Origin of the sequence: Aeromonas sp. S16(2024) (genome assembly GCF_041403065.1) — a bacterium.
In the GTDB taxonomy this organism is placed as follows: domain Bacteria; phylum Pseudomonadota; class Gammaproteobacteria; order Enterobacterales; family Aeromonadaceae; genus Aeromonas.
Window position 1 is genome coordinate 1 of record NZ_JBGLQX010000040.1, and the last position, 23,291, is coordinate 23,291.

Sequence of the window (23,291 nt, forward strand, 5' to 3'; positions counted from 1 at the left end):
ATCAGACGTAAGCAAAAGATAGCGGCAATGAACAGCAGCTATCTGGAGCAAGTGCTCCTGAGTGGCTTTAACGAGGTGGATGAAAAATAAGCACTCATGCGTTTGCCCTGGGTTACACACTTTGAATCGGCCAATCTGATACCCCAACTCCCGCATCATCGACATCAAGGCGCGGCTGCCTGCCGAGCCCCGGCTCTCTTTGAACAAACGGCGCAACTCGCTGCGTTGCTGTATCCGCTCACGGCCAAATTGGGACACCCACCTGATGGGAAATGGCGGATAACTTGAAAGCCCCGCTCATGTGCAGTCTGATTCGAAGGTATGAAACGGTGGTGGTAGAGCTAGCTGTGAGCTTGAGCGAGCGTCAGTGGCTGCCAGTGGGCAATCAGTGCCCGTTCAGCGTCAACGAGAGCCGCTGTCATCGATGAACTGGCAGTGAACTCGCGAGTTTTTCAGGTATCAAGGGCTGGGTTGGTAACATCGCGTCTGGCCACAATGGACCGCGTAGCGCTGGCAGCAAAGCTTGTCGCCAATCGCTCTGATACCGTGGCGCCGAAACAGGGTGACTTGCCCCAACCATTGCCCCTCTTCTATGCCCAGGCGCTGGAGCACAGGTGCGAGATGGTGCGGGATATGGCCACGTTTATCGAGGCGAATGGCTCGCCCTGTCCAATCCACCAGTGTCAGATAATCGGCAAAACTGCAGGGGAGCTCTTCGGGCTTTCCTTCTCTTGCAAAAGGCAACAGCAAGGGGGGCGGTGTGGCTAAATCAGCTGTCAGTTCAATACGTTGCTGGATACTGGTGAAGTCGCTCTCCTCCGGTGTGGTGGCGATGCTCGCCCGTATGGGATTGAGGTCGACATAGGTCATGCAGGCCAGCAGCGCCGACTCGGTGAGCAGAGCCTGACTTTTGAAGCGCCCCTCCCAGAAGTGACCCTTGCAGCCATCTTCCTGATTGGCCTGGCGGGCCAGCGACTCGTTCAGCAAGCGCACCAGCCAGCTGATGGAATAGAGGCGCTCCCGCCACTGGGTTACCAGCTGGTGCACAACGTCCAGCTCGGGTTCTATCAGTTCATCTCCCTGATACCAGCGCCGCACCAGCAAGGGCCACTGAAACAGACATGACCAGCGTTCCGCCACCTCTCGTTCACTCCACTCGTGGGCAATGTTGACCTGCACCTTGAGCACCAGGTGATAGTGATTGCTCATCACGGCATAGGCGCAGATACCGATGGCAAAGACCTGCGACAGCTGGCCCAGCTTGTCGGCAACCCATTGGCGTCTGTGCTCGTAGCTTTGACCGGAGTGATCATCCTGACCGCAGAGAAATGCGCGCCGGACACAGCGGCTGACCACGTGGTAATAGGGCGTATCGGCGAGGCTGATCTGGCGTGAACGGGGGATGGTCATGGTGGTTCTCTCCTCGGGTCTCTCGGTTTAAGGAAAGTGGAGGGGGAGTGAGTTGTCAAAACTGGGATTGGGTGGGTGTCCCGGCTTTTTTTCCTCCATGTGATAGTGATTGCTCATCACGGCATAGGCGCAGATACCGATGGCAAAGACCTGCGACAGCTGGCCCAGTTTGTCGGCAACCCATTGGCGTCTGTGCTCGTAGCTTTGACCGGAGTGATCATCCTGACCGCAGAGAAATGCGCGCCGGACACAGCGGCTGACCACGTGGTAATAGGGCGTATCGGCGAGGCTGATCTGGCGTGAACGGGGGATGGTCATGGTGGTTCTCTCCTCGGGTCTCTCGGTTTAAGGAAAGTGGAGGTGGAGTGAGTTGTCAAAGCTGGTATTAGGTGGGTGTCCCAGCTTTTCGTAGTTGGTAAATAGCAGCGATTTGCTGAACCATTTTGACTGTTCGACCCGATTCATCAGTGCCAGAAGCAATACATACCATCTTGTGGAATGCCTCGTATATGCGTTGCTCTTGATCACGAGCACGTTGGTCAATCCATTTGAATAAACCAATTACAAATGCGATCCCAGTGCCGCAAGCTGTGATAAGTGAAATGTATTTAAGTGCTAACTCCATCATTCCTCCTAGAAAAACGGCGCCTCGCGGCGCCGTTTTTATATCATTTACTCAACCAAAATCACTGCAGCAGGGAGATATCCGCGACTTGCAGGAACAGGTTGCGCAGGTTGTTCAGCAGCGCCAGACGGTTGGCCTTGAGGGCTTCGTCGTCGGCCATCACCATGACTTCGTTGAAGAAGGTGTCGACCGGCTCGCGCAGGGCGGCCAGACGGGTGAGGGCAGCCTGATAGTCACCGGCAGCGAACAGCGGGGCCAGTTCGGCTTGCAGTTCGGCAACCTGGGTGGCCAGCGCCTTCTCGGCGGCATCGACCAGCAGTTCCGGTTTGACGGCAGTCGGCAATTCGCCTTCGACCTTGGCCAGAATGTTGCTCACGCGCTTGTTGGCGGCAGCCAGGGCCAGTGCGGCATCCAGCGTGCGGAAGTGGCTGACGGCCTTGACGCGACGATCGAAGTCGAGCGGACGGGTCGGGCGGCGGGCCAGTACGGCCAGCACCACGTCGGCACCGATGCCTTCGTCCTGATAGGCGGCGCGGAAGCGGCCCAGCATAAAGTCGACCACGTCGGTAACGACGGTTTTGTTGGTCAGCTTGTCGCCGTAGACGCGTACTGCTTCTTCAACCAGTTCAACCAGATCCAGATCCAGCTGCTTCTCGGTCATGATGCGCAGGGCACCGATGGCGGCGCGACGCAGGGCGAACGGATCCTTGTCACCCTTCGGCAGCATGCCGATGCCGAAGATACCGGCCAGGGTGTCGAACTTGTCGGCCAGCGCCACGGCGCAGGCAACCAGACCGGACGGCAGGGCATCGCCGGCAAAGCGCGGCATGTACTGCTCGTTGAGGGCCACGGCGACCGCTTCGTCTTCGCCATCGTGACGGGCGTAGTGCATCCCCATCACACCCTGGGTGTCGGTGAACTCGCCGACCATGTTGGTCATCAGATCACACTTGGAGAGCAGACCGGCACGCTTGGCCTGAGCCACATTGGCACCGATACGTTCGGCGATAAAGCCGGCGACGGTCTCGATGCGCTCGACCTTGGCCTTGACTGTGCCCAGCTGTTGCTGGAACAGCACGGTTTCAAGGCGCGGCAGGCGGGAGGCCAGAGTCTGCTTGAGGTCAGTCTTGAAGAAGAACTCGGCGTCTGAGAGACGGGGGCGAACCACCTTCTCGTTGCCGCTGATGATCTGGCTCGGGTCTTTGGACTCGATGTTGGTGACGAAGATGAACTTCGGCAGCAGCTTGCCGCTCTTGTCGTAGACCGGGAAGTACTTCTGGTCACCCTTCATGGTGTGCACCAGCGCTTCAGCCGGAACGGCCAGGAACTTCTCTTCGAAGTTGGCGGTCAGCACCACAGGCCACTCGACCAGTGCGGTGACCTCTTCCAGCAGGGCGTCATCCAGATCGGCCACGCCACCGAAGGCGGCAGCGGCCGCTTCGGCATCAGCCTTGATCTTGGCCTTGCGCGCCATAAAGTCGGCCACTACCTTGCCTTTTTCCAGCAGGATCTGCGGGTACTGGCTGGCGTTGTCGATGGTGAACTCGCTCTCGCCCATAAAGCGGTGACCGCGAAGGGTGCGGGCAGAGTCGATACCCAGAATGTGAGCGGGAACCAGCTCGCCATCCAGCAGCAGGGTCACGGTGAACACCGGACGCACGAACTGGATGGTCTTGTCGCCCCAGCGCATCATTTTCGGGATCGGCAGTTTGGCCAGCGCCTGGCTAACCAGCTCGCCCAACAGCTCTTTGGCCGGACGGCCTTCGACCTTGGCGGTGTGAACCAGCCACTCGCCCTTGTCGGTGACCAGACGCTCGGCCTGTTCAACGGTGATGCCGTTGCCACGGGCCCAGCCTTCGGCAGCCTTGGTCGGCTTGCCGTCGGCATCGAACGCCTGGGCCACGGCCGGGCCGCGTTTCTCGACGCTCTTGCTCGGCTGCTCGCCGGCCAGCTCGTGCACCTTGAGTGCCAGACGGCGCGGTGAGGCAAACCACTCGACGTCGCCGAAGGCCAGATCGGCCTTGGTCAGTTCGCTCTTGAGGTTGTCGGCAAAGGCTTCGGCCAGGGAGCGCAGGGCTTTGGGAGGCAGCTCAGCAGTGCCGATCTCTACCAGAAATGTATGTTGTGCCATGTCCGTTCCTTAACCTTGCTTGTTCTCTGTGCGCTGACACATAGGGAAGCCCAGCGCTTCGCGGGAGGCGTAGTATGCCTCTGCCACGGCCTTGGTCAGGGTGCGAATGCGCAGGATGTAGCGCTGACGCTCGGTGACCGAGATGGCCTTGCGGGCATCCAGCAGGTTGAAGGAGTGAGCGGCCTTGAGGATGCGCTCGTAGGCAGGCAGCGGCAGCGGTTTTTCCAGTGCCAGCAGGTGCTGGGCTTCCTTCTCGTACTGCTCGAAGCAGTGGAACAGGAACTCCACATCGGCGTGCTCGAAGTTGTAGGTGGATTGCTCCACTTCGTTCTGGTGGAAGACATCGCCGTAGGTGGTCTTGCCCAGCGGGCCGTCAGACCAGACCAGATCGTAGACGCTGTCTACGCCCTGAATGTACATGGCCAGACGCTCGAGACCGTAGGTGATCTCGCCGGTGACCGGCTTGCACTCGAGGCCGCCAACCTGCTGGAAGTAGGTGAACTGGGTCACTTCCATGCCGTTCAGCCACACTTCCCAACCCAGACCCCAGGCACCCAGCGTCGGGTTTTCCCAGTTGTCTTCCACGAAGCGGATGTCGTGGATCTCGGGATCCATGCCCAGCTCTTTCAGGGAACCCAGATAGAGTTCCTGAATGTTGTCGGGGGAAGGCTTGATGATCACCTGGAACTGGTAGTAGTGCTGCAGGCGGTTCGGGTTCTCGCCGTAGCGGCCGTCAGTGGGACGGCGGGACGGTTGTACGTAGGCGCAGGCGATGGGCTCCGGGCCCAGGGCGCGCAGGCAGGTCATGGGGTGGGAGGTACCGGCACCCACTTCCATATCCAGCGGCTGAATGATGGTACAGCCCTGGCGGGACCAATAGTCCTGCAACTGCAGGATCAGGCCCTGAAAGGTTTTGACATCGAATTTTTGCATAGTGTTTTTCGCGCGAAATGAAATCAGAGCAAGATTTGCTGAATGTGAACCGAGGGAGTATACCGTCTGGCATGGTCGGATAATAGGCGAAATTACAGAGGATTAGTGGGGCTATGCCGCCGCTTGCCCTATGATGTCGCCGACGGAAGCGGCCTGCCGATGGCCGATGAAATGACAAGGGAGAGGAAATGGAACTGCGCTGCGCCTGGGTGACCAGGGACCCGGAATACATCGAATACCATGACAAGCAGTGGGGCAGGCCGGTCCGTGACCCGCGGGAGCTGTTTGCCAAGCTCTGCCTCGACGGTCAGCAGGCGGGGCTGTCGTGGATCACCATCCTCAAGCGCACCGAGAGCTACCATCGCGCCTATGCCGACTTCGATCCGCTGCGCATAGTGCAGTTCGACGAGCAGGACGTGGAGAGATTGATGCAGGACAGCGGCATCATCCGCAACCGGCTCAAGGTGCAGTCGATCATCAAAAACGCCCGCGCCTATCTGGCACTGGAGGCCGAAGGCATCGACTTCGTGGAGTATCTGTGGGGCTTCGTGGGCGGCGCCCCCATCGTCAACCAGCGCCAGGGCAACGGCGACATTCCGGCGACCTCACCGGAGTCGGATGCCATGTCCAAGGCCCTCAAGAAGCGCGGCTTCACCTTCGTCGGCAGCACCATCTGCTACGCCTTCATGCAGGCGGTGGGCATGGTGAACGATCATCTTGTGACCTGCCCCTGTCACGCCGCCTGCCAGCAAGGTTAGGGTGGAACGAGAGCGGAAGAAGGGAGGCCACAGCCTCCCTTCTTCCTTTCTGGCCTTGGGATTAGGGGCCAGCTCGCCAGGATCTGACGCCAGGGTGAGGGCGTTCACGCGGCTCGATTTTACCTCGGTCGGCAGCCTCCTCTGCCGCGCCGCCATGCGGGCCCTGGTCCTGGTGAACGATCATCTCGAAGCCCGCCCCGACAGGCCCCCTGCCAGCGGGGCCTTGGGGCCCGCTTTTCGGCGCCCGGTACAGCCGGGATACAGTCATTCCTGTTCAAGATTGCTGTATCCAAATCTAAGTCCCCATCAACGAGGCAGTCCCATGTCACTGAATTCATTTCGCCACCGCACCCTCGGCACCCTGATCCTGGCGGGTTGCTCCCTGCTGGCGACCCTGCCCGCCCAGGCGGCCGATCGTCAGGATGCCCGCGACGTGCGTCAGGAAGTCCGTCCCGAGATCCGTGAGGCCAAGGTCGATTGTCGTGAGGCCAACAATAAGGACAACTACGAGTGCCGTCAGGACAAGCGTGAAGTGAAACAGGACGTGCGCGAGAAGTCCCGCGACGTCAAATACTGATCCAGCACCACAGACCTCAGCCCGATCAACCAGGGAGCCTCGTCATGAACATTTCAATTCCTCACCCGGCTCGCAGCGCCTTGCTGTCAGCCTTGCTGGTCGGCTGTACCCTGTCGGTGGCCCTGCCGGCCCAGGCAACCGAACAAGCCCAGCAGCGCCGCCAGGCTCGGGATCTGCGCCAGGACGTCCGTCAGGAGTCCCGCGAACAGAAGCGGGATTGCCGCCAGGAGGAGTTCCTGGGGAATGCCGACTGCCGCCAGGAGCATCGCCACAACAAGCAAGAGGCGCGCGACGTGGCTCGCGATATCAAATATTGATTCGAGAGCAGGGGCTCGCCGAACCCATCTTCCATGACGGCAGCCGAACCAGGTTACCGCATTAACTTACATTGGAGTCCTTATGACTATTTCCGTATCCCGCCTGAGCGCAGCCCTGCTGACCGCCTGCACCCTGTTCGCCGCCGTGCCGGCTCAAGCCACCAATCAGGGTGAGCAGCGCCAAGACGCCCGCGACATCCGCCAGGACGGTCGTCAGGAATCCCGTGACGCCAAGCAGGAGTGCCGTGAGGGCTTGGTCGGCAATGCCGATTGCCGTCAGGACAACCGCGACAACAAGCAAGAGAACCGCGACGAGGCTCGCGACGTCAAATACTGATCCCGACAAGCCGCCTCCCTGTCGGGTCGCCATGCTGGCGCCCGTCCGGCGGTGATCTTGACCCCAATGTATAATTTAGACATCCCAAGCCGGTGTATTTCATTTAGCCAAGGAGCCATCATGAAGAAGACCGTATTCGCGCTGCTTGCAGCCACCGCCTTGTTGGCTGCCCTGCCTGCACAGGCAACCAAACAGGCCCAGGAGCGTCGCGAAGCCCGCGATGTGCGTCAGGATACCCGCCAGGAATCCCGCGACGCCAAGCAGGAGTGCCGCGAAGGCCTGGTGGGCAATGCCGATTGCCGTCAGGAGCACCGCGACAACAAGCAGGAAGGGCGTGACGAGGCGCGCGACATCAAATATTGATGTCCGGCCTGCCCGGGCAGGCAGCACTCATGCCGTTCACGGCATGACACAGGGGGGCTTTGGCCCCCTTGTTCATATCCGCAATGCGCGCGTCACACTCTGGCGCCTCTCTGGGGTAGAATGCGCGGCCATCGGCTAGAGTCGTTCTTTTTCAGAGGTTTTGTCATGCATTTCAAGAAACTGGTTCCTGCACTTGCCCTGACCATCGCCATCACTGGCTGCACCACCAACCCCTATACCGGTGAATCCCAGACCTCCAAGGGCGCCTGGGGCGCACTGGCCGGTGCCGCCACCGGCGCTGCCGTGGGCGCGCTCTCCTCCAGCAAGGGTGATCGCAAGAAGGGCATACTGACCGGCGTGGCCGCTGGCGCCGCCCTGGGTGGCGGCATCGGTTACTACATGGATGTGCAGGAAGCCAAGCTGCGCGAGAAGCTGCAGGGCACCGGCGTCAGCGTGACCCGCAACGGCGATCAGCTGATCCTCAACATGCCGAACAATGTCACCTTCGACAGCTCCAGCGCCCAGCTCAAAGCCGCCGGTGCCAACACCCTGTCCGGCGTGGCCATGGTGGTTGCCGAGTTCGACAAGACCCGCCTGAACGTGGTCGGCCACACCGACAGCACCGGCTCCCGCGAGCTGAACATGAAGCTCTCCGCCCAGCGTGCCGACGCCGTCGCCGCCCAGCTGATCGGTCAGGGCGTGACCGGCAGCCGCATCTCCACCAGCGGTGTGGGCCCGGATCAGCCGGTTGCCACCAACAGCACCGCCGCCGGCAAGGCCCAGAACCGTCGGGTGACCATTACCCTGACCCCGACTGCCTAAGTCGCCCGGTTGTCGGTAACGAAAAGGCCCCGCCAGTGATGGCGGGGCCTTTTGCTATGGGGGCCGTGGCCCGATGGTATCGGCGCTCTTTTCTCCCTTCTCCCCTCGCGGGAGAAGGGCCGGGGATGAGGGGGCAGGCATCCCGCTCGATTTAGACGGCGGCAGTCAGCTGCACTTCCACCTTGTAGCCTTCGTGGGCCAGGCGGGCCTGCACGCAGGCGCGGACCGGTGCGGTGCCAGCCGGTATCCAGGCATCCCACTGGGCGTTGAAGGCGGCTATGTCGCCAATGTCCTTGAGATAGATGTTGGCCATCAGGATCTTGTCGACCCCGGAGCCGTTGGCCTCCAGCAGGCGTTGCAGGCTGGTCAGCACTTCGCGGGTCTGCTGGTGAATGTCGGCCTCGTCGGTGGCGGGGACTTCCACCACATAGAGGGTGCCGTTGTGGATGACAACATCAGACCAGCGGGCCGTGGTGCCGATTCGGGTAATCGTCATGGTGCGCTCCAGGGGAGAGGGGGCTTATTGACCCTTGCGGATCAGATAGCGATAGGGGGCCTGCTCTGTCTCGCTGGCGATCAGGGTGTGATCCATGAAGCGGCAGAAACTCGGGATGTCGCGAGTGGTGGAAGGGTCGTCGGCGCTGACCAGCAGGGTCTCGCCTTCGGCCATCAGCCGTACTTTCTTGCGAACCATCATCACAGGCTCGGGGCAACGAAGCCCGATTGCGTCCAACTCATGAGTCGCGTCGCAGAATAAAGCACTCATCAATAATCAACCTTCAACCAATTCAGCTGCCAATGATACTCACGGCGAAAAAATAATCAAACATCAGGGGCTTTGAACAGCATATGTAACCAAAGTGTGATCCGACTCTATCCACACCTTGCCCGATGAGTAATATAAAAATTGAACCATATTCAACAAGGAGGTGTGAATATGCAGGTCTCCTACGGCAGATTGCAAGCCTACGCAGGCATGGGGTTCCTGTCGTTCGCCATGATAGTGCTGGGCAGCCCGATCGGAAACACCGGCACCTGGTTCGGGTCCATGGTGATGATAGGGCTGGGGCTCTGGATCGAGCTCAGCGACTACTACGACGAGGATGAGGACGAGAACGATCAATCCTGAATCGGATGACGATTCACCCAACAAAGGCGGACGATGTCCGCCTTTGTCATTTCTGCTCCGCGCCCGAGCGGGTCGAGCGCATGGCCCGCTCCAGCTGCAGCGCCGTCTGCTCCGGGTTGGCGTTGGGGTCGTTGAAGAAGCTGCTCAGCACATCCATGATCCCCTGACGCATGTTGGTCGGCACCGCCATCCCCTCCGCCATGCTGGGTAGCAGGTTGCCGTCCCGCTCCGCCCGCTGGAAGTCATGGTCGGAGCGGATGGCACAGCGATCGAACTTGCTCATGTCAGGCTGGGTGAGGGCTGGGATGGAGCCCTTCACCCGGTTGAACTCCTCCTGGAAGCGCGGTGTCATCAGCAGGCGGGCCAGCTCGCCCTGGGCCTGCAGCTGGGCGGGATCCCGCTGCTTGAACATGGCGATGGAGTCCAGGTTGTAGCTGAAGAGGCCCTGGCTCCCCGGGCTTGGCAGGCAGTCGATGTCCTCCCCGGGTCTGTAGTTGCCGGCGCTCAGCTCCCCCTTCACCCAGTCCCCCATGATCTGCATGGCGGCGCCGCTGCTCTCCAGCAGGTTGGTGGCCTGGTGCCACTTCAGGCCGGCGTATTTTTCCGGTACATAGGCGCGCAGCTGCTGGAAGCGGGTCAGCACCCGCACCATGTCGGGGCCGGTCAGGGTGGCGCTGTCCTGCTCCAGAAAGGCCTTGCGATAGAAGGCCTTGCCCCCTTCACCGAGTGCCACCGTTTCGAACAGCACCGCCAGCTGCCAGGGCTCGTTGCCGATGGCCAGCGGCGTGACGCCCTGCGCCTTGAGCTGCTCCGCCACCGTGATGAACTGCTCCCAGTCGGTGGGGGGCGTCAGCCCCAGCCGCTCGAACAACTTGCGGTTGAGCCACAGCCAGTTGACCCTGTGGATGCCGGTTGGCACCGCCATCAGGGCGCCGTTCTGGCTGAGGGTGTCACGGACCATGGGGGAGAGCTGCGGGTACCAGCCGAGGTGCTCGGCCATGGGGCTGAGGTCGCGCAGGAAACCCAGGCTGGCCCACTCGTGCAGCTCATAGCCCTTGAGGTGCGCCGCTTCCGGCGGATTGGCCGCCAGCGCCCGGCTTTTCAGCACAGTCATGGCGCTCTTGCCGCCGCCGCCCTGTACCGCGAAGTCGTTCCACTGGTTGCCCTGCTCGGCCCATTCCGACTTGAGCACTTCCACCGCCTTGGCCTCGCCGCCGGATGTCCACCAGTGCAATACCTCCACCTGGGAGGCGGCGGCGGGCAGGGAGAGCAGGGCGACAATGGCAAACGGGAACAACTTCATACTGTGACTGCCTTGATTGAAGGAGAGTGGCCGGTGCCGACCGCACACCACCCGTGCAGCATCCCGACGCGCTGGGAGGCGTCGACGGGCAGAGACAACAGGGCGATGACAGAAAACGACAACCACTTCATAAGCTTTACTGCCTTGGTAGGGAGAGGGTGGCCTGCAGGCCGCCCTGGGGGCGATTTTCCAGCACCAGATCGCCGCCGTGGGCGTGGGCTATGTTGCGGGCTATGCCAAGACCCAGTCCGGTTCCGACGGAATCCGTACTGAGGCGGTAGTAGGGCTCGAAGATGCGCTCGAACTGATCCTCCGGCAGGCCGGGGCCCTCGTCCATGATGAAGAGGATCAGCATCTCCTCGTCATCCATCAGGATGACGCGCACCCGATGGCCGTACTTGATGCCGTTGTCCACCAGGTTGCCGATGCAGCGCTTGAGGGCCAGCAGCTTGCCGCGATAGGGCCACTTGCAGTGCCCCTCTATGGTGAGCAGATCCTCGTGCAGGTTCATGGCCTCCGCCATCTGCTCCAGCAGGGCATTGATATCGATGAGCTCGAGGTTCTCGTGAATGTCGGTCTCTTTCACTGTCTGCAGCGCCCCCTTCACCATCAGCTCCAGTTCGTCCAGATCCTTGTTGAACTTGGCTATCTGGGCTTCGTCGTCGAGCAGCTCGACCCGCAGCCGCAGCCGGGTGATGGGGGTCTTGAGATCGTGGGAGATGGAGCTGAACAGCCGCTCCCGATCGTCTATGAAGCGGCGGATGCGCTGCTGCATGATGTTGAAGGCGCGGGTCGCCGCCACTATCTCTGAGGCACCCTCCTCCTTGAGCGAGGGCTGGTCGATGTCCTTGCCGAGGTTGACCGCCGCCTTGGCCAGTCGGCGCAGGGGCCGGGTCTGCCAGCGCACCAGCATGAAGGTGAAGAAGCAGAGGAAGACGGTCATCAGGGCGATGAAGCGCACCTGGTTGCTCGGCATGACGGTGTCATCCAGCGTCATGTAGGGGGCGGGCAGCAGGGCCGCCAGATAGAGCCACTCACCCGGCTCTATCTCGATCTGGGTCACCAGCACCGGCGGGTTGATGGGCTCCAGCGACAGTGTGTAGCGGGCCCAGGAGGAGGGCAGGTCTGCCAGCAGGGTGTCGTTGTTGAAGACGTGCAGCTCCTCGGGCCGCGAGAAGTCCACCTTGATGGCCATGGCGTCGGAGAGCTTGCGGGTCAGCACCTCCTGCACCTCCTTCAGCACCAGCGTCTTGCGCTCGCTGTCCGGGATGGCGCTGATGTGGATCTCTTCTTCATTCAGGGAGACGAAGAAGCGGCTGCCCCCCATGTTGCGCAGCTGGTCCAGGGCAATGTGGCGGTACTGCAGCGGCAGGGACTTGAAGAAGTTGACTGTGGAGGCGGCGGAGAGCGCCAGGTTGCGGGTGGTGCTGAGCATGCCCTCCAGCTCCCGTTTCTGAATCTGCTGCATCCAGATGCCGGTGAGTATGGTCTGGGAGAGCAGGATGGCGAGCAGCAACAGCAGCAGCATCCGTGACAGCAGGGAGCGGGGGACCAGTGCCTGCCAGAATCGCCGACCTCTCATGGGATCTCGTGCCTCTTGTCAGTCAGCATGCTGTTGCTACCTTTCTACCCTTCACGGGATCTCGTGCACTTCCGCGATCAGCATGTAGCCGCTGCCGCGTATGGTCTTGATGATGCGCGGGCTCTTGCCATTGTCACCCAGCTTCTGGCGCAGACGACTGATCTGCACGTCGATGCCGCGCTCCATGGGCAGGCTCTCGCGGCCCCGGGTGGCATCGGAGATGGTGTCCCTGTCCAGCACCACGCCGGGCTGTTGCAGGAACATGCCGAGCAGCAGGGCGTCGCTGCCGGAGAGATCCAGCAGGCTGCCGTCGTCGTGGGTCAGCTGGTGGCTCAGGGTGTCCAGGGTCCAGTCGGCGAAGCGCAGGCGGCGGCTCGGCTCCTTCTCTTTCTCCGGCTGGCGGAATTCGGCACGGCGCAGCAGCGCCTTGATGCGGGCCTGCAGCTCGCGCGGGCTGAACGGCTTGGCGATGTAGTCGTCGGCGCCGAGTTCGAGGCCGATCACCCGATCCGCCTCATCGGAGGCAGCGGTCAGCATGATGATGGGGACCTGGGAGTCGCGACGGATCTGCTGGCAGAGGGTAAAGCCGTCGTCGCCGGGCATCATGATGTCCAGAATGATGAGGTCCGGGCTGTGCTGGGCGAGTTGTTGGCGCATCTCGTCGCCTCCTGCCGCCGTCAATACCTGGAAACCCGCCCGGGTCAGGTATTCGTTGAGCAGCTCGCGGATCTCCTGATCGTCGTCGACGATAAGCAGTTGTTTGCTCGTTGACATATGTATGTGCATCCACCCATTTTTTTGTGCAGATTGAACCTGTCGGGGGAGCAAAAAGCAAGCAAGGCTCCCCTCTAATGTGAAGTTATGGGCAATATAGCCCCCGAATTGACCCTGATCGGGATAACGGAATAAAAAAGGCCGACCCAAACGGGCCGGCCAACACGCAGATTCCGACGGCAGGAGCGCACCCCGTGTGGCGCGCTTCACAGACTCGACAACGGGCCGGACGGGCCGACCCCAAAAAGACAATGGCGGCTCAGGTATGGCGTGAGCCGCTTAGATCACACCCGCTCGAATACGGTGGCGATGCCCTGACCCAGGCCGATGCACATGGTGGCGACCCCCAGGGTGGCATCCTTCTCTTCCATCAGGTTGATCAGGGTGGTGGAGATGCGGGCACCGGAGCAGCCGAGGGGGTGACCCAGGGCGATGGCGCCGCCGTTCAGGTTCACCTTCTCGTCCACCAGATCCTGCAGGCCGAGATCCTTCACGCAGGGCAGGGACTGGGCGGCAAACGCCTCGTTCAGCTCGAACAGGTCGATGTCAGCCACGGTCAGACCGGCACGCTTGAGCGCCTTCTGGGTCGCAGGCACAGGGCCGTAACCCATGATGGCGGCGTCACAGCCGGCGATGGCCATGGCGCGCACCCGGGCGCGGGGGGTGAGTCCCAGCGCCTTGGCGCGATCCGCACTCATCACCAGCATGGCGGCGGCACCGTCGGACAGGGCCGAGGAGGTACCGGCGGTGACGGTGCCGTTGACCGGGTCGAACACCGGGCGCAGCTGGCTCAGGGTATCGACCGTGGTCTCCGGGCGGATCACCTCGTCGTAGTCGTAGAAGAAGCGGGCGCCGCTGGCGTCATGGCCTTCCAGCCCGACGATCTCCCTGGCGAAGCGTCCTTCCACGGTGGCGGCATAGGCGCGGCGGTGGGAGCGGGCGGCAAACTCGTCCTGCTGTTGACGGCTGATGCCGTGCAGCTTGCCGAGCATCTCGGCGGTCAGCCCCATCATGCCGGAGGCTTTCGCCACGGATTTCGCCATGCCGGGGTGGAAGTCGACGCCGTGGCTCATGGGCACGTGGCCCATGTGCTCGACGCCGCCGATGATGAAGATGTCCCCATCACCCACCTGGATGGCACGGGAGGCATCGTGCAGCGCCTGCATGCTTGATCCGCACAGCCGGTTGACGGTGACAGCACCTACCTGCTTGGGGATCCCCGCCAGCAGGGCCGCGTTGCGGGCTATGTTGAAGCCCTGCTCCAGGGTCTGCTGCACGCAGCCCCAGTAGATGTCCTCGATCTCGTTCGGGTCGAGGTTGGGATTGCGCAGCAGGATGGAGCTCATCAGGTGCGCGGACAGATCTTCTGCACGCACGTTGCGGAAGGCGCCGCCCTTGGACCGGCCCATGGGGGTCCGGATACAGTCGACAATGACTACGTCTTTCATGAATGGATCTCCTTTCCGCAATCAGTAGAAGGTTTTGCCCTGGGCGGCCATCTCGCGCAAGCGGTCGCTGACACGGTAGAGCGGGCCCAGATCGGCATACTGGTCGGCCATGGCCACGTAGCGATCCAGACCTATGGTGTCCAGATAGCGGAACACGCCGCCGCGGAAGGGAGGGAAGCCCAGACCGTAGACCAGTGCGATGTCGGCCTCGGCTGGCGTGGCGACAATGCCCTCTTCCAGACAGAGCACCACCTCGTTGATCATGGGGATCATCATGCGGGCTATGATGGCTTCCTTGTCGAACTCCTGTTTCGCCTTGGCAATGGGGGCCAGCAGCTCGTAGCTGGCGGCGTCGGCCACCTTCTTCGGCTTGCCCTTCTTGTCCTGCTCGTAGGCGTAGAAACCCTTGCCATTCTTCTGACCGAAGCGGCTGGCGTCGTACATGACGTCGATGGCGGTACGGCCTTCCTTGCTCATGCGAGCCGGGAAGCCTTGCGCCATGACATCACCGGCATGGTGACCGGTGTCGATACCGACCACGTCCAGCAGGTAGGCCGGGCCCATGGGCCAGCCAAACTCCTTCTCCATCACCTTGTCGACGACCACAAAGTCGGCGCCATCGGCGACCAGCTTGTTGAAACCGAAGAAGTAGGGGAAGAGCACCCGGTTGACGAAGAAGCCCGGGCAGTCGTTGACCACCACCGGCGACTTGCCCATGGCGGCGGCGTAGGCCACTACGCGGTTGATGGTTTCATCGGAGGTCTGCTCGCCGCGGATGATCTCCACCAGAGGCATGCGGTGCACCGGGTTGAAGAAGTGCATGCCGCAGAAGTTTTGCGGGCGCTTCAGCCCCTTGGCCAGCAGGGAGATGGGAATGGTGGAGGTGTTGCTGGCGAGCACGGCGTCTTCGCCAATGATCCCTTCCACTTCGCCCAGCACGGCGGCCTTCACTTTCGGGTTCTCGACCACGGCTTCGACCACCAGATCCACATGCTTGACGTTGTCATAGCTGAGGGTCGGGGTGATGGCGGAGAGCACCTGGCCCATCTTGATGCCGTCGATGCGACCGCGCTCGAGCTGGCCGTTGAGCAGCTTGGTGGCTTCGCCCATGCCCAGTGCCAGCGCCTTCTCGTTGATGTCCTTCATCACTGCCGGAATGCCCTTGCTGGCAGACTGGTAGGCGATGCCGCCCCCCATGATGCCGGCACCCAGTACGGCGGCGTGGCTGGTGGTCTTGGCAGCCTGCTTGGCGGCCTTCTTGGCCAGCGCCTTGATGTGCTGATCGTTGAGGAAGATGCCGACCAGCGCCTTGGCGACGTCGGTCTTGGCCAGCTTGATAAAGCCTTGCGCCTCGACCACCAAGGCTTCGTCACGGCTCATGCCGGCGGCGGCCTCGACGGTTTTCACTGCGGTCATGGGGGCCGGATAGTGCTTGCCCGCCACGGCGGCAACCATGCCGGCGGCGGTGCTGAAGCTCATCATGGCTTCCAGCTTGGAGAGACGCAGCGGGGCCTTCTTGGCGGCGCGGCGGCTCTGCCAGTCCAGCTTGCCCGCGATGGCGTCTCTCATCATCTGCACGGCGGCGCTCTGCAGCACTGCGGGGGCGACCACGGCGTCGATGGCACCCACCTTGAGGGCGTCATCGGCACGGTAATCCTTGCCGGTGGTGATCCACTCCAGGGCGTTGTCGGCGCCGATAAGGCGCGGCAGGCGAACAGTGCCGCCAAAGCCCGGCATGATGCCGAGTTTGGTCTCGGGCAGGCCGATTTTGGCGGTGGTGTCGGCCAGACGGAAATCGGTGGAGAGTATGGTCTCGCAGCCGCCGCCCAGGGCATGGCCCTTGATGGCGGACAGGGTCGGCACCGGCAGATCTTCGATGGCGCTGAAGATGTCGTTGGCCTTTTTCAGCCAGCCGAGCAGATCTTCTTGCGGCAGGCTGAACAGTTCCAGGAATTCGGTGATGTCGGCGCCGACGATAAAGGCGTCTTTGCCGGAGGTGAGGATCAGACCCTTCAAATCGGCTTGTTGCTTTAATGCGGCGATCGCTTCGCTCAGTGAGAGCAGGGTAGCGCGATCCAGCTTGTTGACTGAACCCGGGGCATCAAACCTCAGTTCGGCAATGCCGTCTTCGAGGTAGCTGACCGACAGGGTTTCGCCTTGGTAGATCATGAGAGTGTCTCCTTGTTCCCACTCGGTGGGGGGTGTTGCTCCTTTATCCCCAGCAGGGGGCGAGGCTCACTATTGATCCAAAAGAAGACAATTTCAACACCTATTTAAAACATTTGTTTAACAGATCTCGAGTAAAAGCTCGCCTCAGACTAACGGCCAAAATAAAGGCGTCTCATGACGCCTTTATTAACCTTGTGTGCCATCAGCTGGCCAGCTCTGGCCTACTGCGATACTGGTTCAGCACCTCGGGATCGGCGAGGGCATGAGTATTGTTGACGGGTCTGTTGTGCACCACCTCCCGCACCGCCAGCTCCACTATCTTGCCGGACTTGGTGCGAGGGATGGCATCTACCTGCAGGATACGGGCGGGGACGTGGCGGGCCGTGCAGTGCTGCCTCACTTGCTGGCGGATGCGCTCGCGCAGGGGATCGTCCAGCTTGAGCCCGGGCTTGAGCTTGACGAAGAGCACCACCCGTTCGTCCTGCTGCCACTGTTGGCCGATGACGATGCTCTCTTCCACCTCGTCGAGCTGCTCCACGTAGCGGTAGATCTCGCTGGTACCGATGCGCACGCCCCCCGGATTGAGAGTGGCATCGGAGCGGCCGTAGAAGAGGATGCCGCCGGTGTCGGTCAGCTCGATCCAGTCGCCGTGGCACCAGACGTTGTCAAAGCGCTCGAAGTAGGCGGCGTGGTACTTGTCGCCGTTCTCGTCGCCCCAGAAGTAGATGGGCTGGGCCGGGAAGGGCTTGGTGCAGACCAGTTCCCCCTTCTCCCCCTGCACCGGCTGGCCGGCCTCGTTGAACACCTGCACCGCGAGGCCAAGGCCGCGCCCCTGGCTCTCGCCGCGATAGACGGGGCTGAGCGGGTTGCCGATGACGAAGCAGGAGCAGATGTCGGTGCCGCCTGAGATGGAGCTGAGCTGCACATCCTGCTTGATCCCCTGATAGACATAGTCGAATCCCTCCGGCGACAGCACGGAGCCCGTGCTGCAGATCAGCCGCAGGGCCGGCAGCTGGTGGGTGCTGATGGGGGTATAGCCCTGCTTGTGCAGGGCATCCAGATACTTGGCGGAGGTGCCGAACAAGCTGACCTGCTCGTCGCGGGCGAGATCCCAGAGCACGTTGCCGTCGGGGTAAAACGGCGAGCCGTCGTAGAGCACCAGGGTGGCGCCGGAGGCGAGGGCGCTCACCAGCCAGTTCCACATCATCCAGCCGCAGGTGGTGAAGTAGAACACCCGTTCCCCCGGTTTGATGTCGCAGTGCAGCTGATGCTCCTTGAGGTGCTGCAGCAGGGTGCCGCCTATGCCGTGGACTATGCACTTGGGTTTGCCCGTGGTGCCGGAGGAGTAGAGGATGTAGAGCGGATCGTTGAAGGCCATGGACTCGAAGACGAGCTGGGCACCGGGCTGGCTCGCCAGCACCTGATGCCAGTCGTGACCGAGCTGCAGCGGGTTGCCGAGCAGGGGGATCATCACCGTCTGCTCTAGGCTGTCTAACTGGCTCACCACGCTGGCGACCTTGGCCTGAATGTCGATGGCCTTGCCGCCATAGCGATAGCCATCCACCGCGAACAGCACTCGCGGCCGGGTCTGGCCGAAGCGCTCCACCACGCTGGCTTCACCGAAGTCGGGGCTGGTGGAGGTCCAGATAGCGCCGAGGCTGGTGGTGGCCAGCATGGCAACCACGGTTTCCGGAATATTGGGCAGGTAGGCGGCGACCACGTCGCCACTGCCTATGCCCTGGCTGCGCAGCCACTGGGCCAGTCGGGCCACCTGATCGCCGAGCTCGGCCCAGCTCAGGGTCTGGCTGGCGCTGCCTTCGAGGCGGGAGATGATGGCCGGGCTCTCGTCCTGGCGGCGCAGCAGGTTCTCGGCGAAGTTGAGCCGGCTGTCGGGGAACCAGCGGGCGCGCTGCATCTCCTGGCGGTTCTCCGCCACTATGTTGCCCAGCTCTCCCTTGACGCCGCAGTGCTGCCACACCAGCGGCCAGAAACGGGTGGTCTTCTCCACCGACCATTGATAGAGGTCGGCGTAGCTGCGCAGTTGCAGGCCGTGGAAGTGGTTGACCTCGGCCATGAACTGGTGGAGGTTGGAGTGCTGCATCCTGTCTTGATCCGGTTTCCACAGACAAAGGTTTTGCATGAATCGTTCCTGACTGCTGATATCTACTGTCTACACGGCAGTGTATTGAATTGTTTTTGATTTGTTAATGTTTGGTTTTCTGTTGATAACAAACACTTTGTAACGCATGCGTTACCTCACGAAGCGGCAGCTTGACGGGTCGAGCCGCCCAGAGCTTGGTGTTATGCTGCTATCACATTCACCTCGGAGCAGGACGCCATGAGCAGCTACAGCCAACTTTTTGCCCAGCACCTCGACACCCTGCAGCAGCGCACCCGCGACATTCTGCAACAGCAGGGGCTCAGCGGACTGGCCATCCACGCCGGCCAGACCCACCGCATCTTCCTCGATGATCAGGATTACCCCTTCAAGGTAAACCCGCACTTCAAGGCTTGGTTGCCGGTGCTGGACAATCCCCACTGCTGGCTGCTGGTGGACGGGGTGAGCAAGCCGGTGCTGCTGTTCTACCGGCCGGTGGACTTCTGGCACAAGGTGGCGGACCTGCCCAATGCCTTCTGGGTCGACTTCTTCGACATCCGCTTCCTGACCAAGCCGGAGCAGGTGGCGGATCACTTGCCAGCCGACAAGCAGGAGTGGGCCTATCTGGGTGGTCATCTGGAGGTGGCCCAGCTGGTGGGATTGGGGCAGCCCAATCCGGAGGCGGTGCTCAACTACCTGCACTACCACCGTGCCTACAAGACGCCCTATGAGCTGGAGTGTCTGCGGGCGGCGAATCGGCTCGGGGTGCGTGGCCACATCGCGGCCAAGGACTCCTTCATGGCGGGGGCGAGCGAGTTCGAGATCAACCTGGCCTACATGAAGGCGGTCGGGCAGGGGGCCAATGAGGCACCCTATGGCAATATCGTCGCCATCAACCGCAACGCGGCCATCCTCCATTACACCCATCTGTCGACCCAGCGGGTGCCGGATGCGGAGCGCCACTCCTTCCTGATCGATGCCGGGGCGGATTATCACGGCTATGCCTCCGACATCACCCGCACCTGGGCCTGGCGCCGGGGCGAGTTTGCCGATCTCATTGCGGCGCTGGATGCGCAGCAGCAGGAGATCATCGCGGAGATCAAACCCGGTCGCCGTTACAGCGAGCTGCATCTGCAGATGCACCACAGACTGGCGCGCTTGCTGCAGGCCACCGAGCTGGTGGACATGTCGGTGGACGAGATGATCCACACCGGGGTGACCAATGTGTTCTTCCCCCATGGCCTGGGCCACTTCCTCGGCCTGCAGGTGCACGATGCCGGTGGCTTCATGCAGGACGAGCGGGGTACCCACCTGGCGGCGCCCGAGCAGTTCCCCTACCTGCGCTGTACCCGGGTGATGGAGGTGGGGCAGGTGTTCACCATAGAACCCGGCCTCTACTTCATCGACAGCCTGCTGGAGCCGCTACGTCAGGGTGAGCAGGGCAAGCGGGTCAACTGGAACAAGGTCGAGGCGCTGCGCCCCTTCGGTGGCATCCGGATCGAGGACAACGTGGTCCTGCATGGGGACGGGGTGGAGAACCTCACCAGGCAAGCAGGGCTCTGATGGCCACAGACTATGCCATACCGGCCGCGCCGCTGGAGCTTTGCGAGGAGATCAAGAAGAGTCGCTTCATCACCCTGATTGCCCATGCGCCGACGGTCGAGGCCGCCAAGGCCTGGATCGGCGAGGTGAAGCGGCAGCACCCGACGGCCCGGCACCATTGCTGGGCCTTCGTCGCCGGGGCTCCGCAAGACAGCCAGGTCTATGGCTTCAGCGATGACGGTGAACCCTCTGGCACTGCGGGCAAACCCATGCTGGCCCAGCTGATGGGGGCCGGTATCGGCGAGGTAGCGACCGTGGTGGTGCGTTACTACGGTGGCGTCCTGCTCGGTACCGGCGGCCTGGTCAAGGCCTATGGTGGTGGGGTGGGGGCGGCACTCAAGCGGCTCGAGACCCGCATCAAGCGCCAGCAAACCCCTTCCCTTATCTGCTGCGACTATGGCGACATGGGGGCGGTGGAAACCCTGATCTCGGCTCATCGGGGCCAGTTGCTGGCTGCCGATTATGGTCAGCAAGTCCGTCTGCAGGTGGCATGGGATGCGGCCATCTGGAGTCAGGTGGATCAGGAAATGACAGACCGAACCCATGGCCGGGTATCTCTTCGCCCCTTAGATGGCTAGAATCCATCGCTCTTTTAGCCTGAAGGGGGAGCCGGAATGCAGATTCTGAGCATCATTCGTATCGTTGGTCTCTTGGTCGCGCTGTTCAGCTCGACCATGCTGCTGCCAGCGATGGTTGCTTTTGGGTATCGCGATGGTGGCGGTGCCGAGTTTGTGAACTCCTTCTTCATCGCCCTCCTGCTCGGTGCCCTGCTCTGGTTCCCCAATCGCCATCAGAAGAAAGACCTCAGATCCAAGGAAGGCTTCCTCATAGTGGTGCTGTTCTGGGTGGTGCTGGGCAGCGTGGGGGCCGTCCCCTTCATCATCAGCGACGTGCCGAGCATGTCGGTCTCCGAGGCCTTTTTCGAATCTTTCTCTGGCCTGACGACCACGGGGGCGACAGTGCTGACCGGGCTGGACGAGCTGCCCAAGGCGTTTCTGTTCTACCGCCAGCTGCTGCAATGGCTGGGGGGCATGGGGATCATAGTGCTGGCCGTGGCCGTTCTGCCGCTGCTGGGCATCGGGGGCATGCAGCTCTATCGCGCCGAGATCCCGGGGCCGGTCAAGGACAACAAGGTGACCCCGCGCATCGCCGAGACAGCCAAGGCACTCTGGTTCATCTACCTGCTGTTGACTTCCCTTTGCGCCCTGGCTTACTGGATGGCAGGGATGACGCTGTTCGATGCCATCTGCCACTCCTTCTCCACCTTGTCGGTGGGCGGCTTCTCGACCCACGATGCCAGCATAGGTTTCTTCAACAGCCCGGCCATCAACCTGATCACAGTGCTGTTCCTGCTGCTGGCCAGCGTCAACTTCGCCCTGCATTTCATGGTGTTCGCCCACAAGCCCGTGCGATTGAGCAGCTATTTGCGGGACTCCGAATTGAAGGTGTTCCTGGGGATCCAGGGCGTGCTGGTGCTGATCTGCTTCGTCTCCCTGCTGTTCCACGGTCACTACGCCACCTGGCAGGAAGCGCTCAACCACGGCCTGTTCCAGGCGGTCTCCCTTGGCACGACCACGGGCTACAGCACGACCAGTTACGCCGACTGGCCCTCCTTCCTGCCCATGTTGCTGATGTTCTCGGCTTTTATCGGCTGCTGTGCGGGCAGTACGGGGGGCGGCATCAAGGTGATGCGCTTCATGATCCTGTTCCTGCAGGGGATGCGCGAGCTCAAGCGACTGGTGCACCCGCGGGCCATCTATACCCTGAAGCTGGGGCGGCGCGCGGTGCCGGAGCGGATCGTCGAGGCGGTGTGGGGCTACTTCGCCACCTACATCATACTGTTCTTCATCTTCATGCTGTTGTTGCTGATGACAGGGCTGAACGAAGTGACAGCGTTCACGGCTGTGGCGGCCGCCTTCACCAACGTGGGACCCGGGTTGGGTGAGGTATCCAGCAACTTTGGCAATATCTCGGCGACGGCACAGTGGATCCTGGTGGTTGCCATGTTGTTTGGTCGATTGGAAATATTCACACTTCTGGTACTGTTTACTCCTGCATTCTGGCGTAGTTGAGGTTGGTATGGACAAGATTTTGGTGCTTTATTCTTCCCGGGACGGGCAAACGCGGAAAATTGTGGATGTCATGCTGGAGGAGATACAGGGATGTGAAGTGGTGATGCAGGATCTGCACAGCCTGCCGATGTGCAACCTCAGCAAGTATGCCAAGGTATTGATCGGCGCCTCCATCCGCTATGGCAACTTCCACCCCAGTCTGCTCAGCTTTATCCATGCGCACCATGAACAGCTGGAAGTGGCCAACGCCGCCTTCTTCTGTGTCAACCTGACGGCGCGCAAGCCCGAGAAGCAGACACCGCAGACCAATGCCTATATGAAGAAGTTTCTGCGTCTCTCGCCGTGGAAGCCGAAGACACTGGGGGTATTTGCCGGTGCGCTGCGATATTCCCGCTACAACTGGTGGCAGACCCGCATCATCCAGCTGATCATGACGATCACCGGCGGCAGTACGGATACCAGCCAGGACATCGAATTCACCGATTGGGAAAAGGTACGTGCCTTTGCCCGGGACTTCTGGTCAAAAAGGTAGCAAATCCGTACCCTTGTTCGTTGACGCCCCGCCGATGCGGGGCGTTTTGTTTGATAAATAGGCGCTTGAACCACCAAACTGCAAAAAGTGTCATTTTTTGCAGTTTTACCCTTGCCATCCCGGCGCGGCTCCCTATAATGCGCCCCTACCAGTACGGCGGAACACGCCGAACTGATGAGCCAGCTTCCTAGCGAAGCAGGCGCCGAAAGAAAAGCGAAAACAACCGCTTGACTTTCGAAGTGAGGAGCGTAAGATGCGCCTCCTCAACGCGATAAGCGTGACGCTCTTTAACAATTTGAATCAAGCAAT

At 61.5% G+C, this 23,291-nt stretch carries 24 protein-coding genes and 1 pseudogene; 11 read left to right on the plus strand and 14 right to left on the minus strand.

The window, feature by feature from the left end:
* Positions 1–111 precede the first annotated feature (111 nt).
* The 6 genes and pseudogenes from ACB030_RS19515 to glyQ all read right to left on the minus strand — a co-directional run.
* A pseudogene (locus ACB030_RS19515) lies at positions 112–243 on the minus strand (IS3 family transposase); the annotation flags it as partial.
* A 216-nt stretch (positions 244–459) separates the two neighbouring features.
* Positions 460–1,410 carry a transposase gene (locus ACB030_RS19520; RefSeq protein WP_371162099.1) on the minus strand — a complete coding sequence of 317 codons (951 nt, stop codon included), beginning with the start codon at positions 1,408–1,410 and terminating at the stop codon, positions 460–462.
* A gap of 27 nt (positions 1,411–1,437) precedes the next feature.
* On the minus strand, positions 1,438–1,728 hold the full coding sequence (locus ACB030_RS19525) for a hypothetical protein (RefSeq protein WP_371162101.1): 291 nt from the start codon (positions 1,726–1,728) through the stop codon (positions 1,438–1,440).
* Positions 1,729–1,795: 67 nt separating this feature from the next.
* Entirely contained in the window at positions 1,796–2,035 is a 240-nt protein-coding gene (locus ACB030_RS19530) for a hypothetical protein (RefSeq protein WP_371162102.1), read from the minus strand.
* A gap of 61 nt (positions 2,036–2,096) precedes the next feature.
* A complete protein-coding gene (gene glyS / locus ACB030_RS19535; RefSeq protein WP_371162104.1) occupies positions 2,097–4,166 on the minus strand; it encodes a glycine--tRNA ligase subunit beta in 2,070 nt (689 codons plus the stop codon).
* 9 nt (positions 4,167–4,175) lie between these two features.
* Positions 4,176–5,099, minus strand: coding sequence for a glycine--tRNA ligase subunit alpha (gene glyQ, locus ACB030_RS19540; protein WP_139438622.1), 924 nt, complete (start codon positions 5,097–5,099; stop codon positions 4,176–4,178).
* Positions 5,100–5,287: 188 nt separating this feature from the next.
* Between glyQ and ACB030_RS19545 the strand changes: the two genes are divergently transcribed.
* The 6 genes from ACB030_RS19545 to ACB030_RS19570 all read left to right on the plus strand — a co-directional run bounded on the left by ACB030_RS19545 (position 5,288) and on the right by ACB030_RS19570 (position 8,273).
* Positions 5,288–5,857: a DNA-3-methyladenine glycosylase I gene (locus tag ACB030_RS19545; protein WP_371162106.1), complete on the plus strand. Its 570-nt coding sequence runs from the start codon at positions 5,288–5,290 to the stop codon at positions 5,855–5,857.
* A gap of 322 nt (positions 5,858–6,179) precedes the next feature.
* Positions 6,180–6,434: a hypothetical protein gene (locus ACB030_RS19550; RefSeq protein ID WP_371162108.1), complete on the plus strand. Its 255-nt coding sequence runs from the start codon at positions 6,180–6,182 to the stop codon at positions 6,432–6,434.
* Positions 6,435–6,478: 44 nt separating this feature from the next.
* A complete protein-coding gene (locus ACB030_RS19555; protein WP_371162110.1) occupies positions 6,479–6,751 on the plus strand; it encodes a hypothetical protein in 273 nt (90 codons plus the stop codon).
* A gap of 82 nt (positions 6,752–6,833) precedes the next feature.
* Entirely contained in the window at positions 6,834–7,088 is a 255-nt protein-coding gene (locus tag ACB030_RS19560; RefSeq protein WP_005323912.1) for a hypothetical protein, read from the plus strand.
* 120 nt (positions 7,089–7,208) lie between these two features.
* Complete coding sequence (locus ACB030_RS19565; RefSeq protein ID WP_005323913.1) at positions 7,209–7,451, plus strand: hypothetical protein; 243 nt, start codon at positions 7,209–7,211, stop codon at positions 7,449–7,451.
* Positions 7,452–7,616: 165 nt separating this feature from the next.
* Positions 7,617–8,273, plus strand: a complete 657-nt coding sequence (locus ACB030_RS19570) for an OmpA family lipoprotein (RefSeq protein WP_202048029.1) — start codon at positions 7,617–7,619, stop codon at positions 8,271–8,273.
* 151 nt (positions 8,274–8,424) lie between these two features.
* On the opposite strand, the gene ACB030_RS19575 is transcribed toward ACB030_RS19570, so the two are convergent.
* Both ACB030_RS19575 and tusA read right to left on the minus strand, forming a co-directional pair.
* A complete protein-coding gene (locus ACB030_RS19575; RefSeq protein WP_106885435.1) occupies positions 8,425–8,769 on the minus strand; it encodes a RidA family protein in 345 nt (114 codons plus the stop codon).
* Positions 8,770–8,793: 24 nt separating this feature from the next.
* Complete coding sequence (gene tusA / locus ACB030_RS19580; RefSeq protein WP_042642635.1) at positions 8,794–9,039, minus strand: sulfurtransferase TusA; 246 nt, start codon at positions 9,037–9,039, stop codon at positions 8,794–8,796.
* A gap of 171 nt (positions 9,040–9,210) precedes the next feature.
* Between tusA and ACB030_RS19585 the strand changes: the two genes are divergently transcribed.
* On the plus strand, positions 9,211–9,402 hold the full coding sequence (locus ACB030_RS19585) for a hypothetical protein (protein WP_025328793.1): 192 nt from the start codon (positions 9,211–9,213) through the stop codon (positions 9,400–9,402).
* 46 nt (positions 9,403–9,448) lie between these two features.
* Here the strand turns inward: ACB030_RS19585 and ACB030_RS19590 are convergent, their stop codons facing one another.
* The 6 genes from ACB030_RS19590 to ACB030_RS19615 all read right to left on the minus strand — a co-directional run bounded on the left by ACB030_RS19590 (position 9,449) and on the right by ACB030_RS19615 (position 18,818).
* On the minus strand, positions 9,449–10,705 hold the full coding sequence (locus tag ACB030_RS19590) for an ABC transporter substrate-binding protein (protein WP_371162114.1): 1,257 nt from the start codon (positions 10,703–10,705) through the stop codon (positions 9,449–9,451).
* A 136-nt stretch (positions 10,706–10,841) separates the two neighbouring features.
* Entirely contained in the window at positions 10,842–12,287 is a 1,446-nt protein-coding gene (locus ACB030_RS19595) for an ATP-binding protein (protein WP_371162115.1), read from the minus strand.
* 51 nt (positions 12,288–12,338) lie between these two features.
* Positions 12,339–13,061 (minus strand): response regulator, encoded by a 723-nt coding sequence (locus tag ACB030_RS19600; protein ID WP_162519278.1) that lies wholly within the window; start codon positions 13,059–13,061, stop codon positions 12,339–12,341.
* Between the two features lie 284 nt (positions 13,062–13,345).
* A complete protein-coding gene (gene fadA, locus ACB030_RS19605; RefSeq protein WP_371162118.1) occupies positions 13,346–14,509 on the minus strand; it encodes an acetyl-CoA C-acyltransferase FadA in 1,164 nt (387 codons plus the stop codon).
* Between the two features lie 21 nt (positions 14,510–14,530).
* On the minus strand, positions 14,531–16,678 hold the full coding sequence (gene fadB, locus ACB030_RS19610) for a fatty acid oxidation complex subunit alpha FadB (protein ID WP_371162120.1): 2,148 nt from the start codon (positions 16,676–16,678) through the stop codon (positions 14,531–14,533).
* 202 nt (positions 16,679–16,880) lie between these two features.
* A complete protein-coding gene (locus ACB030_RS19615) occupies positions 16,881–18,818 on the minus strand; it encodes an acetoacetate--CoA ligase (RefSeq protein WP_371162122.1) in 1,938 nt (645 codons plus the stop codon).
* Positions 18,819–19,016: 198 nt separating this feature from the next.
* On the opposite strand from ACB030_RS19615, the gene pepQ reads away from it, so the two are divergent.
* Genes pepQ through hemG form a run of 4 tightly spaced genes read left to right on the plus strand, consistent with a single transcriptional unit; the run spans position 19,017 to position 22,982 of the window.
* The gene (gene pepQ / locus ACB030_RS19620) at positions 19,017–20,339 is read left to right on the plus strand and encodes a Xaa-Pro dipeptidase (RefSeq protein WP_205643238.1); all 1,323 of its coding nucleotides are present in this window, start codon (positions 19,017–19,019) and stop codon (positions 20,337–20,339) included.
* A complete protein-coding gene (locus ACB030_RS19625) occupies positions 20,339–20,956 on the plus strand; it encodes a YigZ family protein (protein WP_371162124.1) in 618 nt (205 codons plus the stop codon). The genes pepQ and ACB030_RS19625 overlap by 1 nt, the downstream gene beginning before the upstream one ends.
* A gap of 36 nt (positions 20,957–20,992) precedes the next feature.
* Positions 20,993–22,450: a TrkH family potassium uptake protein gene (locus ACB030_RS19630; protein ID WP_371162125.1), complete on the plus strand. Its 1,458-nt coding sequence runs from the start codon at positions 20,993–20,995 to the stop codon at positions 22,448–22,450.
* Positions 22,451–22,457: 7 nt separating this feature from the next.
* Positions 22,458–22,982: a menaquinone-dependent protoporphyrinogen IX dehydrogenase gene (gene hemG, locus ACB030_RS19635; RefSeq protein WP_371162127.1), complete on the plus strand. Its 525-nt coding sequence runs from the start codon at positions 22,458–22,460 to the stop codon at positions 22,980–22,982.
* Positions 22,983–23,291 lie beyond the last annotated feature (309 nt).

What these genes read in the sequence shown, in the direction of transcription:
- pepQ (WP_205643238.1), top strand. Translation starts at nt 19,017, where the DNA reads ATGAGCAGCTACAGCCAACTTTTTGCCCAGCACCTCGACACCCTGCAG.
- ACB030_RS19545 (WP_371162106.1), top strand. Translation starts at nt 5,288, where the DNA reads ATGGAACTGCGCTGCGCCTGGGTGACCAGGGACCCGGAATACATCGAA.
- glyQ (WP_139438622.1), bottom strand. Translation starts at nt 5,099, where the DNA reads ATGCAAAAATTCGATGTCAAAACCTTTCAGGGCCTGATCCTGCAGTTG.
- ACB030_RS19585 (WP_025328793.1), top strand. Translation starts at nt 9,211, where the DNA reads ATGCAGGTCTCCTACGGCAGATTGCAAGCCTACGCAGGCATGGGGTTC.
- ACB030_RS19625 (WP_371162124.1), top strand. Translation starts at nt 20,339, where the DNA reads ATGGCCACAGACTATGCCATACCGGCCGCGCCGCTGGAGCTTTGCGAG.
- ACB030_RS19520 (WP_371162099.1), bottom strand. Translation starts at nt 1,410, where the DNA reads ATGACCATCCCCCGTTCACGCCAGATCAGCCTCGCCGATACGCCCTAT.
- ACB030_RS19530 (WP_371162102.1), bottom strand. Translation starts at nt 2,035, where the DNA reads ATGGAGTTAGCACTTAAATACATTTCACTTATCACAGCTTGCGGCACT.
- ACB030_RS19555 (WP_371162110.1), top strand. Translation starts at nt 6,479, where the DNA reads ATGAACATTTCAATTCCTCACCCGGCTCGCAGCGCCTTGCTGTCAGCC.
- ACB030_RS19560 (WP_005323912.1), top strand. Translation starts at nt 6,834, where the DNA reads ATGACTATTTCCGTATCCCGCCTGAGCGCAGCCCTGCTGACCGCCTGC.
- ACB030_RS19565 (WP_005323913.1), top strand. Translation starts at nt 7,209, where the DNA reads ATGAAGAAGACCGTATTCGCGCTGCTTGCAGCCACCGCCTTGTTGGCT.
- ACB030_RS19550 (WP_371162108.1), top strand. Translation starts at nt 6,180, where the DNA reads ATGTCACTGAATTCATTTCGCCACCGCACCCTCGGCACCCTGATCCTG.
- hemG (WP_371162127.1), top strand. Translation starts at nt 22,458, where the DNA reads ATGGACAAGATTTTGGTGCTTTATTCTTCCCGGGACGGGCAAACGCGG.
- ACB030_RS19525 (WP_371162101.1), bottom strand. Translation starts at nt 1,728, where the DNA reads ATGACCATCCCCCGTTCACGCCAGATCAGCCTCGCCGATACGCCCTAT.
- fadA (WP_371162118.1), bottom strand. Translation starts at nt 14,509, where the DNA reads ATGAAAGACGTAGTCATTGTCGACTGTATCCGGACCCCCATGGGCCGG.
- ACB030_RS19570 (WP_202048029.1), top strand. Translation starts at nt 7,617, where the DNA reads ATGCATTTCAAGAAACTGGTTCCTGCACTTGCCCTGACCATCGCCATC.
- fadB (WP_371162120.1), bottom strand. Translation starts at nt 16,678, where the DNA reads ATGATCTACCAAGGCGAAACCCTGTCGGTCAGCTACCTCGAAGACGGC.
- glyS (WP_371162104.1), bottom strand. Translation starts at nt 4,166, where the DNA reads ATGGCACAACATACATTTCTGGTAGAGATCGGCACTGCTGAGCTGCCT.
- ACB030_RS19575 (WP_106885435.1), bottom strand. Translation starts at nt 8,769, where the DNA reads ATGACGATTACCCGAATCGGCACCACGGCCCGCTGGTCTGATGTTGTC.
- ACB030_RS19590 (WP_371162114.1), bottom strand. Translation starts at nt 10,705, where the DNA reads ATGAAGTTGTTCCCGTTTGCCATTGTCGCCCTGCTCTCCCTGCCCGCC.
- ACB030_RS19630 (WP_371162125.1), top strand. Translation starts at nt 20,993, where the DNA reads ATGCAGATTCTGAGCATCATTCGTATCGTTGGTCTCTTGGTCGCGCTG.
- ACB030_RS19600 (WP_162519278.1), bottom strand. Translation starts at nt 13,061, where the DNA reads ATGTCAACGAGCAAACAACTGCTTATCGTCGACGACGATCAGGAGATC.
- tusA (WP_042642635.1), bottom strand. Translation starts at nt 9,039, where the DNA reads ATGAGTGCTTTATTCTGCGACGCGACTCATGAGTTGGACGCAATCGGG.
- ACB030_RS19615 (WP_371162122.1), bottom strand. Translation starts at nt 18,818, where the DNA reads ATGCAAAACCTTTGTCTGTGGAAACCGGATCAAGACAGGATGCAGCAC.
- ACB030_RS19595 (WP_371162115.1), bottom strand. Translation starts at nt 12,287, where the DNA reads ATGAGAGGTCGGCGATTCTGGCAGGCACTGGTCCCCCGCTCCCTGCTG.